Source organism: Mogibacterium neglectum, assembly GCF_030644205.1.
Taxonomy (GTDB): Bacteria; Bacillota; Clostridia; order Peptostreptococcales; family Anaerovoracaceae; genus Mogibacterium; species Mogibacterium neglectum.
Genome location: NZ_CP128647.1, coordinates 1,293,270 through 1,306,060, shown reverse-complemented (window position 1 = coordinate 1,306,060; position 12,791 = coordinate 1,293,270). Strand labels below are relative to the sequence as shown.

Genomic DNA, 12,791 nt, shown 5'->3' with positions numbered 1-12,791 from the left:
TATTTTTAATATATTATTTATTAATTAATATATTTATTAGTAAAGAGGTAGAGATGGCATTTACACACTTACATGTTCACTCAGAATACAGTTTGCTAGACGGAATGTCCAAGATTAACAAAGCACCTGAATATGTGAAGAGTTTAGGAATGGACTCCTTGGCTATAACCGATCATGGTGTTATGTTCGGTATTATTGACTTTTATAAATCCTGCAAAAAATCAGGCATTAAGCCAATAATCGGCTGTGAAGTCTATGTAGCTCCGAGGACTCGCTTCGATAAGGATCCAGACCGTGACAGGAATATGAATCACCTCGTACTTTTAGCGGAGAACATGACAGGATATAAAAACCTAACTAAACTCGTATCAGCTGCATTTACAGAAGGATTTTATTTTAAACCGAGAGTAGATAAGGAATTGCTGCGCGAGCATAGTGAAGGAATAATTTGTCTGTCTGCTTGCTTAGCTGGTGCAATACCAAGAAAGATTTTAAATGGTGATTACTCTGGTGCAAAGGTAGAGGCACTTGAACTACGCGATATATTTGGAATAGATAATTTCTATCTGGAGGTACAGAATCATTTTCTCGATGATGACAAACCGGCTATTGAGGGGCTCGTTAAGCTTGCGGAGGAAATCGGTGCGCCTCTAGTTGCCACTAATGACGCACACTATATTAAGAGAGGCGATGCTAAGGCTCATGATGTGCTGCTTGCAATCCAGACAGGTTCAACGGTTGATGACGAAAATCGAATGAGATTTGCGAATGATGAATTTTATCTTAAGAGCGAAGCAGAGATGCTTGAGCTTTTTCCTAGTCACCCTGAGGCTATAGAAAATTCTCACAAGATTGCTGAGCGATGCAATGTGGGGTTTGAGTTCGGAGAATATCACCTGCCAGAGTTCATACCACCAGAAGATATGACCAACAAGGATTATCTAAGAAAGCTTTGTTACGAGGGACTTGAGAGAAGATATGGCAGCGAAGCTAATGAGCAGAGTTCTATATATCGTGACAGATTAGAGAGCGAGCTCGAGGTAATCGAGAAGATGGGTTACGTCGAGTACTTTCTAATAGTATGGGACTTTATTCATTATGCCAAGAGCAATGATATTCCAGTTGGACCTGGTAGAGGATCAGCAGCGGGAAGTATCGTCGCATATAGCCTTGCAATAACAGAGATAGAGCCTATTAAGTACAACCTAATCTTTGAGAGATTCTTAAATCCAGAGCGAGTAAGTATGCCCGACATAGATGTCGACTTCTGCATCGATAGAAGACAGGAGGTCATCGACTATGTTGTTCGTAAGTATGGCAAAGACAAGGTGTCGCAGATTATCACCTTTGGAACACTTAAGGCGAAGGCCGCCGTTCGTGACGTAGGTAGGGCGCTCAATGCGAGCTATGCGGAAGCTGATTCCATTGCGAAAGCGATTCCAGCAGAGTTGGGCATGACTATAAGCAAGGCGCTAGATATAAACCGTGACCTTAGGGCGAGATATGAAACAGAGCCTCTTGTAAAGAACATCCTTGATATGTCCATGGCAGTTGAGGGTATGCCACGCCATTCCTCGACACACGCTGCAGGAATTGTAATCAGTAAGATGCCACTCGATGAGTATGTCCCATTGTATATGTCAGATAAGGGACTGGCTACTCAGTTTAACATGACGACAATCGAGGAGCTTGGGCTTCTGAAGATGGATTTTCTTGGACTCCGAAACCTTACTATGATCAATGAGGCGATTCAGCTGATCAAGGAGAATCACGGTGTAGAGATTGACTTTAGCAAGATGGATTACGATGATCCATCTGTGTATGATATGATTTCAAAAGGCAACACACAGGGCATATTTCAGCTTGAAAGTGCTGGTATGACCGAATTCATGAAGACCCTAAATCCATCCTGCTTTGAAGATATAGTAGCTGGTATATCGCTCTATAGGCCGGGCCCGATGGACTCGATTCCAAAGTATATAGAAAATAAAAAGAATCCCGAGAAAGTGAAGTATGTGGATCCTCACTTGGAGCCAATTCTTAACGTAACGTATGGATGCATGGTTTATCAAGAACAAGTAATGCAGATTGTACGTGAACTTGGAGGATATTCATTTGGTAGATCTGACCTCGTGCGTCGTGCTATGTCCAAAAAGAAGATGAGTGTTATGCTGGAGGAGAAGAAATACTTTATCCACGGAAAGGACGACTCTGACGGAACACCGGCAATTGCTGGATGTGTGGCAAATGGCATACCTGAGAGGGCAGCAGAGGCTATATTTGACGATATGGTTAGCTTTGCCGAGTATGCTTTTAATAAATCCCATGCTGCAGCCTATGCGGTTGTATCTTATGAGACCGCTTATCTCAAGGCTCACTATCCAGTGGAATTTATGGCGGCTCTCATGTCAAGTGTGATGGGAGAGCCTCGACACATCGCAGCTTACATCAGGAACTGCAAAGAACTTGGAATTGAAGTGCTACCTCCTTCAGTCCTGCATAGCAGGAGAAAGTTTATCGCCAAGGATGGTAAAATTCGATTTGGGCTCTTAGCGATTAAAAACGTTGGAAGCGGTATAGTTGATGCGATAGTAGAAGGCAGAAGAGGGCGTGATATAAATAATCTTTACGATTTTATCAAGTCTATTGAACCATCCGAACTGAATAAAAAGGCTATAGAGTGCCTCATTAAAGCCGGGGCGATGGATGAATTTACGCCAAATAGAGCTGCACTTCTCGCTATAAGTGACGATGCCGTCGGGGCTGCACAGAGAAGTGCTCGCAAGGTTTCCAAGGATCAGATTTCGCTGTTCCAACTCGATTCTGACCTTATGGAGGACGTTAAGACAGCACCGGAGCTTCCTAATATTAAGAATTTCGATAAGGCGCATCTCCTCGCTATGGAGAAGGAGATGATGGGGGTATACCTATCTGGTCATCCGCTCGATAAGTATCGCGATTTGATAGATGAGAATATAACTGCTAATACTGCAGAAATATTTGATTTAGACCTTAGTGGTGATAGTGAGAATGAGTCCAATTTCATTGGTAAAGGCTCATCTGGTCGCAATCATTTTAACGATGGTGATACTGTTATAATGGCAGGTATGGTTGGAGACCTACGCCGCATGATTACAAAGTCTAACCAGGAGATGGCTAGGCTGACTATCGAAGATTATTTCGGTGTAATAACTGCAATTGTATTCCCTAGAGATTATGCTAAGGCAAAGTACGTGTTAGAAAACGATGCTATTGTCGCTGTCAAGGGTACACTTAGCTTTAAAGAGGATTCAGACCCAGAGATTTTAGTAAATAAAGTGACTGAAATAGAGCGAATCAGTGAGTTTAAGAGTCAGAGTGGAAATGATTATGATCGCGCTAGCATTAGTAACTATTCACATAGCAAAATAAAAACTGAACCGTTACGTGAAAAGCAATATCTCAAGCTAAGAGTGAGTCAAGAACTGTCTGACCTGCTAGGAAATGATGAAATTCAGCAGAGAATTTTGGGAGCTGTATCAGCGCACAGTGGGGATATTGATGTGCTAATCTATTTGCCAGGTCAAAAGCCTCTTAAATCAGCAAATGGTGTAAATATCGATGAAAATTTATTGATTGAGTTAGAGCAACTCCTCGGCAAAGAGAACGTAAAGCATTAAAACAGATTGGTGAGGAATAGTTTTGAGCAAAAAAGCGATAGTTATATACAATTCAAAACGCGGCGCTACTAAGCAGTATGCAGAGTGGATTGCCAGTGAGCTAGGGTGCACATTAGTATCTCTTGAGAACCTTGATTATGGTGCACTAGGGCAGTTCGATGTTGTGATTTTTGGTAGCTGGCTAAGGGGAAGTGGAATAGTTGGATTTGATAAGTTCAGAAAGCAGATTACTGGATTTGCTGACAAGCTGATTATTTTTGTCACAGGAATTTCTGAATACAATCCCCAGAACTATCAACAAATTTGTGAGATTAACTTCAAAGAAGAGATAAATATGCAGAATACTCTACTTTACTTCTGTCCAGGTAGATACATACCGAGTGAAGTTAAGGGACTTGATAAGTTCCTCATGGCAATATCTAAAAAGGTGCTTATATCAGGAGCTACAGATAGATCTTCGGAGTCAGCCGCCAATAAGATGGTCGATGCTATAGTAAACGGCATAGATAACGTGGATAAACGTTATACAGAACAAGTGCTAAGGGCAGCACGAAAGAGACTAAAGGATGAGTCATAGGACCCATCCTTTTTCATTTAATAGCATACTATTATAAAATCACAATTGTGTATTGACGTTTAGCTTTGTGTGAGTTCACTTTAAATGCTTATGCCAAAATTTACCGTAGTTCGGAATTACTTTAATAACTCTTCCTGATGCTTACAGCTTGCTCTAATAATTGCCTTAAATATATCTTCGTTTAAATCTGCTAGGTCATCGCTGGAAAGGGAACGTATCCTTTTCAGCAGTGATGCCTCTCTATTTGAATCAATTATTTCAAGGTTATTTTCTTTCTTGTATGCTGCAACTGATTCAGCGATTTTCAGCCTTCTTTCAATTAAAGCGATTAATTGCAGATCTATCTCATCAATCGATGATCTAAGATGTGAGAGGTCTCCGAAAACGAGACCGAAGCTGCTAGCTGAAGTAGGTGATGCCGTCGTTAGTTCCTTTGATTCTTTAGAAACTGTAGATGAAGCAGTTCTTTCTGTCAAAACTAGATCAGTTATCACAACTGCAGCGGCTGCCTCTACGCAAGGAACAGCTCGCGGTACTATGCAGGGATCGTGCCTTCCGTGAACCTCGATTACAGCCTCCTCTGTACTATCGTATACTATGGTCTTCTGTGACCTCGCAATAGAGGGTGTCGGTTTTATTGCCACGCGGAACTCTATATCCATGCCATCACTGATCCCGCCTAGTATGCCGCCACAGTTATTTGTTCGGGTGCACATCGTGCCACGCTCATCGTAGTAGAATTCATCGTTATTTTCACTTCCGTACATGCGTGTCGACTCAAAGCCAGCGCCAAATTCGATGCCCTTGACCGCAGGTACCGCATATACGATTTCGGCAATTCGGCCTTCAAGTCCTTCGAATAGCGGCCCGCCGTATCCAGCCTCTAATCCACTGATGGTGCATAAAATCGTTCCACCGACAGAATCTCTAAGTACTTGAGCTTTTTTTATCTCGGATAGAGGATCTTCTGCATTTCCATGAATGTCGTGGATTGAAGCGTGAATATAAATTCCTCTCTCCGCAAGTAGCTGCTTGCAAATTCCGCCTGCTATACATAGCGGTGCAGTCATGCGGCCAGAGAATGCTCCGCCGCCTCGTGAGTCTTCCGTTCCACCGTACTTTACGTGTGCTGTGTAATCGGCGTGCCCAGGTCTAGGTGTATTCGCTATCTTTGAATAATCTGAGGACTTTACATCTCTATTGTAGATTATCGCCTTTATTTCGGATCCATCTGTAGTAAGGTTTCTTGAATTTCGAGAACTTCCAGTTTTTAGACCGCTCACGAACTCAGGGATATCAGGTTCTTTGCGGCTTGTCGAAAAGGGACTATTTCCAGGAGCTCTTCGTGCCATAAAGTCCTGCAGGACATCAAGATTGATATTTGCTTCTGAAGGAATTCCAGATAGAGTCATTCCAATCGCTGGACCGTGTGATGTGCCAAATATTGATAATGTGAGTGTTTGACCTTTATAAACAGACATATATCCTCCTATACAATAGAGTGAGCATCATACAAGTTCTATGTTGTCGTCTAATCCAAGCTTGTGCAGAACTTCGAAGAAGTTAGGAAAGGACTTTGCAGCTGCTGAAGCTCCGTGGATTTTGACCATATCAACCGAAACAAGTGATGAAACCGCAATCATCATAATAATTCGATGGTCTCCGTATCCATCGCCTTCATACGCACCCTGTAGTTTTTCCGTACCAACTATTATTAGTCTGTCTTCCATCTCGGTTATATTTGCACCGAGAGCTTTTAGCACGCTGCATATACTGGCAAGGCGGTCACTCTCCTTATATCTCAGCCTCTCGGCATTATTTATGACTGTCGTACCGTTAGCTATTGACGCGATTAGGGCGATAATGGGAACGAGATCGGGTGATTCGGAAGCATCGACATTAGGAATAGATGTTAGTTTTCTGCATGGAAATACATCTACCATACCTGAGCGATTATCAACGATATCTGTGTAGCAATTTACGGTTATGCCAAAGTCTTCTAGTAAATCGAGAACCTTTATATCTCCCTGCTTCGACGGAAGTGGTAAGTTCTTTATACGCAGGGGAGTTTTACCGAGTGCACCGAGTGCGAGTAGAAATGCTGCGTTTGACCAATCTCCTTCAGATAGGATGGATGTGAATCTATAGCTTTGATTTCCGTGAATCTTAAATCTCCAGTATTTTTTTTCATGGGTATACTCGATTTTTATGCCGTATTTATTAAGCACATCGAGGGTAATCATCGCGTAACTGGATGATTCAAATTTATCATATACATGGATTATACTGTCACCATCTAGGATTGGTAATGCGAATAACAGTCCGCTTATAAATTGTGATGATTCTGGATTTACAAAAGTAAATTCGCCTGGCGATAAGCCTCTGCATCCTGGGACATTCGCAACTGATATATTCCCGGCACTATCTTTTATAATCTCCGCTCCATGACGCTTCAGTTGAATTACTAATTGCTCAATTGGGCGCTCTTTGAGTCTTTCAGATAGCATGAAGTTAGCATCTAGTCCAAGTGCTGTAACAACGGGAAGCAGGAAGCGAAGTGTAGTTCCACTCTCTTTGCAGTCGATTGATAGCTTAGAGCCACCTGCAGCAGAATTGTCGCTATGTTCCGTGTGCCCAGTCTTTATTGAACTGGCATGTTCTGCAATCTGTTTAACCGCTTCATATGTAGCAATTATGTCCTCTGAAGGCTCTTCATCATCCAAGTTGAATTCATTACCTGACAGCATTGTTGCTATAATCTCTCTATGTAGATAAGACTTGGACGGCGGAGCAGATACAACTTTCGCAGGTGCAAAAAGAGGTGCACCACGATGTGAGATGGCCGCTCTTTCAGTAAATATCTCGCTATATGTCACTAATATCTCACCTAACTGCGCTAACGATATAAGTTTAATCTGGGACTGCCCTATATCGCTGCTGACTATAAATTTAATTCCGTTACCAGACCTTTTTTTGTCGCTCTCCATAGCATTTGCAATATCACAAGGTGGAAAACTAATGGAAAGGTCGTATCCAAACTTATCAAGCAGAGCATGTATACGGTCTCTGCAGTCGATACTACACCAGCCCATGTCATATGAAAGACTTGCTGTAAATGCAATTCCTTTTGCTACAGCATGACCATGTCCAATTTCGTAGTTGCTCAGTTTCTCAAGCGCATGTGCAAGCGTATGACCGTAGTTCAGCGTATGCCTGATTTCAGAGTCGTTCTCATCATTTTCAACATAGTAAGCCTTCACGGCAACAGAGTCATCTATTATCTCCTGGATATCGAAGTTTCCTGACTCAAGTTTCTTGAATAACTCATCATTTCTAGAAATGCAAGCAGTTTTAATGATTTCTGCGTAACCATCCATTAATACGTAGTCATCTTCGGAAGCGAGTAGCGTCGTGTCTTGAAGAACGAATTTTGCCTTGTGAAAAGCACCGACTAAGTTCTTGCCAAAACAAGTATTAATTGCCGATTTTCCTCCTACCGATGAGTCTACTGCAGCAAGAAGGGTTGTTGGAACTTGGTAGAAATTGATTCCCCGCATATACGTTGCAGCAACAAAGCCTGCGATATCCCCAACCATGCCACCTCCGAGTGCAACGATTCCGTCTGTTCTCGTGAGTGAAATAAGAGAGGCATATTCGATAATTTTGATATAAGTCTCAAATGATTTTGATTCCTCCCCCGCGGGGATAACGCAGCTTTCACAAACTAAGCTAGAGGATTCGATACTAAAAACTGCTTCGTTCAAGTAGAGTGGGGCAACGTTAGTGTCCGTAATTATGAGTACAGTACCTTGATTTTGATATTCATGTATAAGGTCTCCAAGTTTGGATAATTTCATCTCTTACCTCAAAATGTATAAAAAAATTATAATATGATATATTATTTTATAGTGAACTAAATCGCATAAAATCAATCAATTTATAGGCAAAACATTGTCTTACAGTAATTGTAACAGTTACAGGCGCAAGGAGCAAATATCATAATAATTAATGTATGCATTTATTTTTTATTATACCCGCTGAGTCTATAATGTATTATTGCATGTGATATAATACAATTATAAATAAGATGTTAATCGCATATGGCTATTCGAATTGGAAAGGAGTTAATTTATGGTTAACGAAAAATATCATGGACTCGGGACAGCCCCATCCGTAATCAGAGAGCTTTTTGCATACGGTCTGCAGCAGGCAAAGGTAGTTGGTAAGGAAAACGTATTTGATTACTCCCTTGGTAATCCAAGCATTCCAGCACCTGCTAAGGTTAATGATACAATCAAGAATCTCATTGATACTACTGATTCTATTCAGCTTCACGGATATTCAATGGCTCCTGGATTTGAGAACGTGCGTCAGGCAATTGCAGATAACCTCAATGCTAGATTTAACTGCAATGCTAAGGCTAACGAGCTATTCATGACTTGTGGATGCGCTCCTGCTCTAGTATCTGTTGCACACGCACTGACAACTTCCCCAGAAGATGAATTCATCGCTATCGCACCATTCTTCCCTGAGTACAATGTATTCTTTACATGTGCAGGTGCTAAGCTAACGGTAGTTCCAGCAGATACTGTTCACTTCCAGATTGACATGGAGGCACTAGAGAAGACAATTAACGAGCATTCAGTTGCAGTAGTAATCAACTCGCCTAATAACCCTTCAGGTGTTGTTTACACGGAGGAGACTCTTAAGAAGATAGCTGAGCTTCTTGAGAGAAAGAGCAAGGAGTACGGACACCCAATCTACATTGTTGCTGACGAGCCATACAGAGAACTCGTATACGATGGAGTTAAGGTTACATTCATCCCTAACGTATACGACAACACAATCGTGTGCTACTCGTGGTCGAAGTCACTTTCCCTACCAGGAGAGAGAATCGGATATGTATACGTTCCTGAAAAGTGTGCAGATGCTAAGGCTGTATATGACACAGTTGCAGGTGCAGCTCGTGAAATCGGTTCTGTTTGCCCTCCAACACTGATTCAGAAGGTTATCGGAGAGTGCGTTGGTGAGATGCCAGACCTCGCAGCTTATGAAGAGAATAGAAACCTTCTCTATAATTCACTAACAGAGTATGGATATGAGTGCGCTAAACCAGACGGTGCTTTCTACCTATTTGTAAAAGCTCCAAATGGTGATGCTGTTGCATATTCAGAGAAGGCTAAGCTAGATCACAACCTGCTCGTAGTTCCTGGAGACGGATTTGCTTGCCCTGGATACTTCAGACTTTCCTACTGCGTAAGCAATGATATGATTAAGAGATCGCTGCCTGCATTCAAGGCTATGATTGAGTCTTACAAGTAAGTCAAGCGAGCTTCGTTTACAAATCAAGATTTAGATTTTACGGTGATGGGTGGGACTTTTGTCTCGCCTACACCTTTTTTAGAGGATATATTCTCATGGAAGCTAAGACTATAGTAACTTTTATTAAAGCGGCGGAGCTTGGTAGCTTCTCTCGCACCGCAAATGTACTAGGTTATTCTCAGGCTGCCGTAACAGTACAGATTAAGCAGCTTGAAGATGAACTTGGCACGAAATTATTCGACAGAATGGGAAAGGGAATACAGCTCACATCAAGTGGAGAGCGGTTTCTCCCTTATGCGCATCAAATTCTTAAGGCAAATGAACAGGCTCGTAAGTTCATGCAGCAAGACGATGAAATACGTGGGACCATCAGAATAGGTACAACATCATCTATGGCGAATGCCTATTTTCCTACGCTTCTGCGTGAGTTTAGCGAGACGTATCCGCATATTAAACTCATGCTTAAGACCTCGGATTACTTCGATAATCTGTATGAAAAGCTTAAGCAGAATGAGATAGACTTTGCGCTATTTATCGATAGAAAGATGGTATACAAGGATTGCAACACTGTAGTTGATCAACCAGAAGATATGATCTTTATCACCTCGCCAGACAACCCACTTGCAGGACACAAAAATATTCCGATTAGAGAGGTTGTAAAGAGTGGGTTTATAACTTCTGATCAGGAGGTAAGCTATCCTAGATTCCTTGATGACTACTGCAAGGACAACGGCATAGATTATGATCCAATTATGGAGGTAAGTTCAATCATTGCGATAAGTGAAATCGTTGCGAGCAGTAACTCAGTATCGTTTATCCCTAGATCTTCAATAGTTAGAGCGCTAGAGCAGGGAAGAGTGGTAGCCCTCGATGTTGATAAAGATTTCAAGTGTAGAATGTATTCGCAGATTGTATATAGGAGAGAGAAGTGGATTGAACCACACCTCGGGCTATTCATGGAATTCGTGAGAAATAGAATAAAACGAATCTATGATGAAAAGGGTGATGAGTAGAAAATTCATATATTGTAGCTAGAGAGTAAAAGAGATGAATATAAGTAAAACCAGTATTATAGATTTTATTTTAATCACGATTGGCATGATAATATGTGGTACAGCGACGTACTTTTTTATGGTGCCGAGTAACCTTGCGATTGCCAGCGTTTCTGGTGTCGCTATTCTAATTGGTAAATTCGTGCCTTTATCAAAAGCGATGATAATACTTATCTTGAACTTGGTACTGCTCGTCATCTCATGGTTCTTCGTTGGTCATGAGTTTACTATTAAGTCCATATATCCTTCTGTAGGATTACCTGTAGTCATGATGATTCTAGGGCATTTTACACCAAACTATCACGGCGTTATGAATGATCAGTTTCTGGATATGATATGCTATTTGTTCCTCTGTGACCTTGGAATAGCACTCATGTTCGTAAGAAATGCATCATCTGGGGGATTAGATGTGCTCTACAAGATGGCTAACAAGTATCTGAACATAGATTTTGGTGTAGCTACATCGGTAGTCGGTTTGTTTATATCAGCACCAGCAATATTCATCTATGACCCGAAGACGGGAGTCCTAAGTATTTTGGGAACTTACGTAACCGGAATTATCATCGATCACTATGTATTCGGTATGACCACTAAACTGAAGGTATGCATACTATCTAAGAAGAACGACGAGATATGTGAGTACATTCTCAATGAGCTTCATAGCGGGGTCACTAGGTACGAAGCGTCGGGTGGTTTTACTGGAGACAAGTTTGACGAAATAAACGTAATCGTAAATAGAAACGAATATGCAAAGCTGATGAAACACCTGCGTGAAGTAGACCCAGATGCGTTTGCGACTGTTACCAATATCCACGATGTTATGTACAGACCAAAGCGGATTGCTAAGCAGCATATTGCAAAATAAAAATTGTATCAATATGGATGTTACCTATATGAGATGGTGACATCCTTTTTTTGTTTAACATGGTAGCTTGTAAGTGTAAAGAAAATAAAAAAGAACGAAGGGAGACACTCCTTCGTTCTGGCGTATTTTTAACTTATACGCTGCACGTATATGTGCTGTGGGGACGGGTGAGATTTACTTACTCTCCTTGAGATTGTTAAGTCTCTTTGCGAGTCTCGAAACTGTTCTCGAAGCGGTATTCTTGTGGAAAGTACCCTTAGCTGCAGCCTGCATGAACTTCTTTTCAGCGTGCTTAAATGCTTTCTCTGCCTCTGCAACGTCACCAGCCTTAATAGCAGTTAGGAAAGCCTTCTCAGCTTCGCTAACGTGGTTCTTAACTCTGATGTTACGAGCAGTCTTCTTCTCGATAGTTCTGATTCTCTTCTTTGCGGATTTAATGTTTGCCATTTAATTTACCCCACTTTTCTTTTAAATAGTAATAATTCGCTTAGCCATTATATCCCAATGAGTCTGAAATTTCAAGATGTGTGTATGGTTTATTAATGCGTACACGCCAAGTTACTCGAGAGCTGCCAGCTCTTCGCGGAGGTATTTTGCAATAAGCTTATGCCCTGCAGCATTAGGATGCATACCGTCTATACATATATAGTCGCTATAGTCTCCGAGCTCTAGAAATGGTTTTCTGATATCGAAGACCTGGATACCGTATTCATCTGCTAGTTCGAGAATCATCTCGTTGTATGAACTATGCCATCTCTCTATAAATATAGTGCTCCCGCCCATGTACTTCATGATATTGTCCTTGTTAAGATCCCGCGATACCCATTCGAAGAACCTATTCCTCTCAAGTGGCGGTAATGTGAGCAGGATAGGGCGACTGCCAGCGTACATAGTCTTCTCGATTATATCCTCGTAGGTAGCCTTAAACTCGGATAGCGGAGTCTTGGCTAGATGCTCCGCGTTAGGAGTGACTGAAATCTGCTCCCAGTTGAGATTGCAATCGTTTCCGCCAAATTCAATCAAAGTATATTTATGTGACTTAATACTCGAATAGCGCTCTTCGAAGATTCTTAGACCTTTCGTAATCGTCGCTCCGAAGGAAGCGAAGTTCTTTATCGTGGTACCGAATTCCCTTTGCAGAAGAGAGATAAAGTTATCGTTTAGCACTGCATATCTCTCTTTTAAATCGTCAAAAACTATTCCCTTAGATATGGAATCTCCTAATACGCATATATCTGTCACTTTGGTCACCTCCATATGATTATCATATCAGCAGCGAAATCGATATATGGATACACCTGCCAACATGATTAATA

General features: G+C 41.6%; 9 protein-coding genes. 5 read left to right on the top strand and 4 right to left on the bottom strand.

All coding sequences use genetic code 11. The annotated features are described in order from the left end of the window. The first annotated feature begins 53 nt into the window (after positions 1-53). Positions 54-3,659: a DNA polymerase III subunit alpha gene (locus QU661_RS06085; protein ID WP_304989364.1), complete on the top strand. Its 3,606-nt coding sequence runs from the start codon at positions 54-56 to the stop codon at positions 3,657-3,659. Positions 3,660-3,681: 22 nt separating this feature from the next. After that, complete coding sequence (locus QU661_RS06080) at positions 3,682-4,236, top strand: flavodoxin domain-containing protein (RefSeq protein WP_304989363.1); 555 nt, start codon at positions 3,682-3,684, stop codon at positions 4,234-4,236. A gap of 116 nt (positions 4,237-4,352) precedes the next feature. Here QU661_RS06080 and QU661_RS06070 read toward each other — a convergent pair whose 3' ends face one another. Together QU661_RS06070 and aroB are read right to left on the bottom strand one after the other, a co-directional pair. After that, the gene (locus QU661_RS06070) at positions 4,353-5,717 is read right to left on the bottom strand and encodes a chorismate synthase (protein ID WP_330692431.1); all 1,365 of its coding nucleotides are present in this window, start codon (positions 5,715-5,717) and stop codon (positions 4,353-4,355) included. A gap of 27 nt (positions 5,718-5,744) precedes the next feature. Further along, the gene (aroB, locus tag QU661_RS06065; protein WP_304989362.1) at positions 5,745-8,093 is read right to left on the bottom strand and encodes a 3-dehydroquinate synthase; all 2,349 of its coding nucleotides are present in this window, start codon (positions 8,091-8,093) and stop codon (positions 5,745-5,747) included. Positions 8,094-8,367: 274 nt separating this feature from the next. Here aroB and QU661_RS06060 point away from each other — a divergent pair, with 274 nt between their 5' ends. The 3 genes from QU661_RS06060 (at position 8,368) to QU661_RS06050 (ending at position 11,475) form a co-directional block, all read left to right on the top strand. After that, complete coding sequence (locus QU661_RS06060; RefSeq protein WP_304989361.1) at positions 8,368-9,558, top strand: pyridoxal phosphate-dependent aminotransferase; 1,191 nt, start codon at positions 8,368-8,370, stop codon at positions 9,556-9,558. Positions 9,559-9,653: 95 nt separating this feature from the next. Next, positions 9,654-10,571, top strand: a complete 918-nt coding sequence (locus QU661_RS06055; protein WP_304989360.1) for a LysR family transcriptional regulator — start codon at positions 9,654-9,656, stop codon at positions 10,569-10,571. A 34-nt stretch (positions 10,572-10,605) separates the two neighbouring features. Next, positions 10,606-11,475, top strand: a complete 870-nt coding sequence (locus tag QU661_RS06050; RefSeq protein ID WP_304989359.1) for a YitT family protein — start codon at positions 10,606-10,608, stop codon at positions 11,473-11,475. Between the two features lie 174 nt (positions 11,476-11,649). Here QU661_RS06050 and rpsT read toward each other — a convergent pair whose 3' ends face one another. Beyond that, positions 11,650-11,922, bottom strand: coding sequence for a 30S ribosomal protein S20 (gene rpsT, locus QU661_RS06045; protein ID WP_304989358.1), 273 nt, complete (start codon positions 11,920-11,922; stop codon positions 11,650-11,652). A gap of 111 nt (positions 11,923-12,033) precedes the next feature. Next, complete coding sequence (locus QU661_RS06040; protein ID WP_304989357.1) at positions 12,034-12,717, bottom strand: SGNH/GDSL hydrolase family protein; 684 nt, start codon at positions 12,715-12,717, stop codon at positions 12,034-12,036. Positions 12,718-12,791 lie beyond the last annotated feature (74 nt).

What these genes read in the sequence shown, in the direction of transcription:
- QU661_RS06085 (WP_304989364.1), top strand. Translation starts at nt 54, where the DNA reads ATGGCATTTACACACTTACATGTTCACTCAGAATACAGTTTGCTAGAC.
- QU661_RS06070 (WP_330692431.1), bottom strand. Translation starts at nt 5,717, where the DNA reads ATGTCTGTTTATAAAGGTCAAACACTCACATTATCAATATTTGGCACA.
- aroB (WP_304989362.1), bottom strand. Translation starts at nt 8,093, where the DNA reads ATGAAATTATCCAAACTTGGAGACCTTATACATGAATATCAAAATCAA.
- QU661_RS06060 (WP_304989361.1), top strand. Translation starts at nt 8,368, where the DNA reads ATGGTTAACGAAAAATATCATGGACTCGGGACAGCCCCATCCGTAATC.
- QU661_RS06055 (WP_304989360.1), top strand. Translation starts at nt 9,654, where the DNA reads ATGGAAGCTAAGACTATAGTAACTTTTATTAAAGCGGCGGAGCTTGGT.
- QU661_RS06050 (WP_304989359.1), top strand. Translation starts at nt 10,606, where the DNA reads ATGAATATAAGTAAAACCAGTATTATAGATTTTATTTTAATCACGATT.
- rpsT (WP_304989358.1), bottom strand. Translation starts at nt 11,922, where the DNA reads ATGGCAAACATTAAATCCGCAAAGAAGAGAATCAGAACTATCGAGAAG.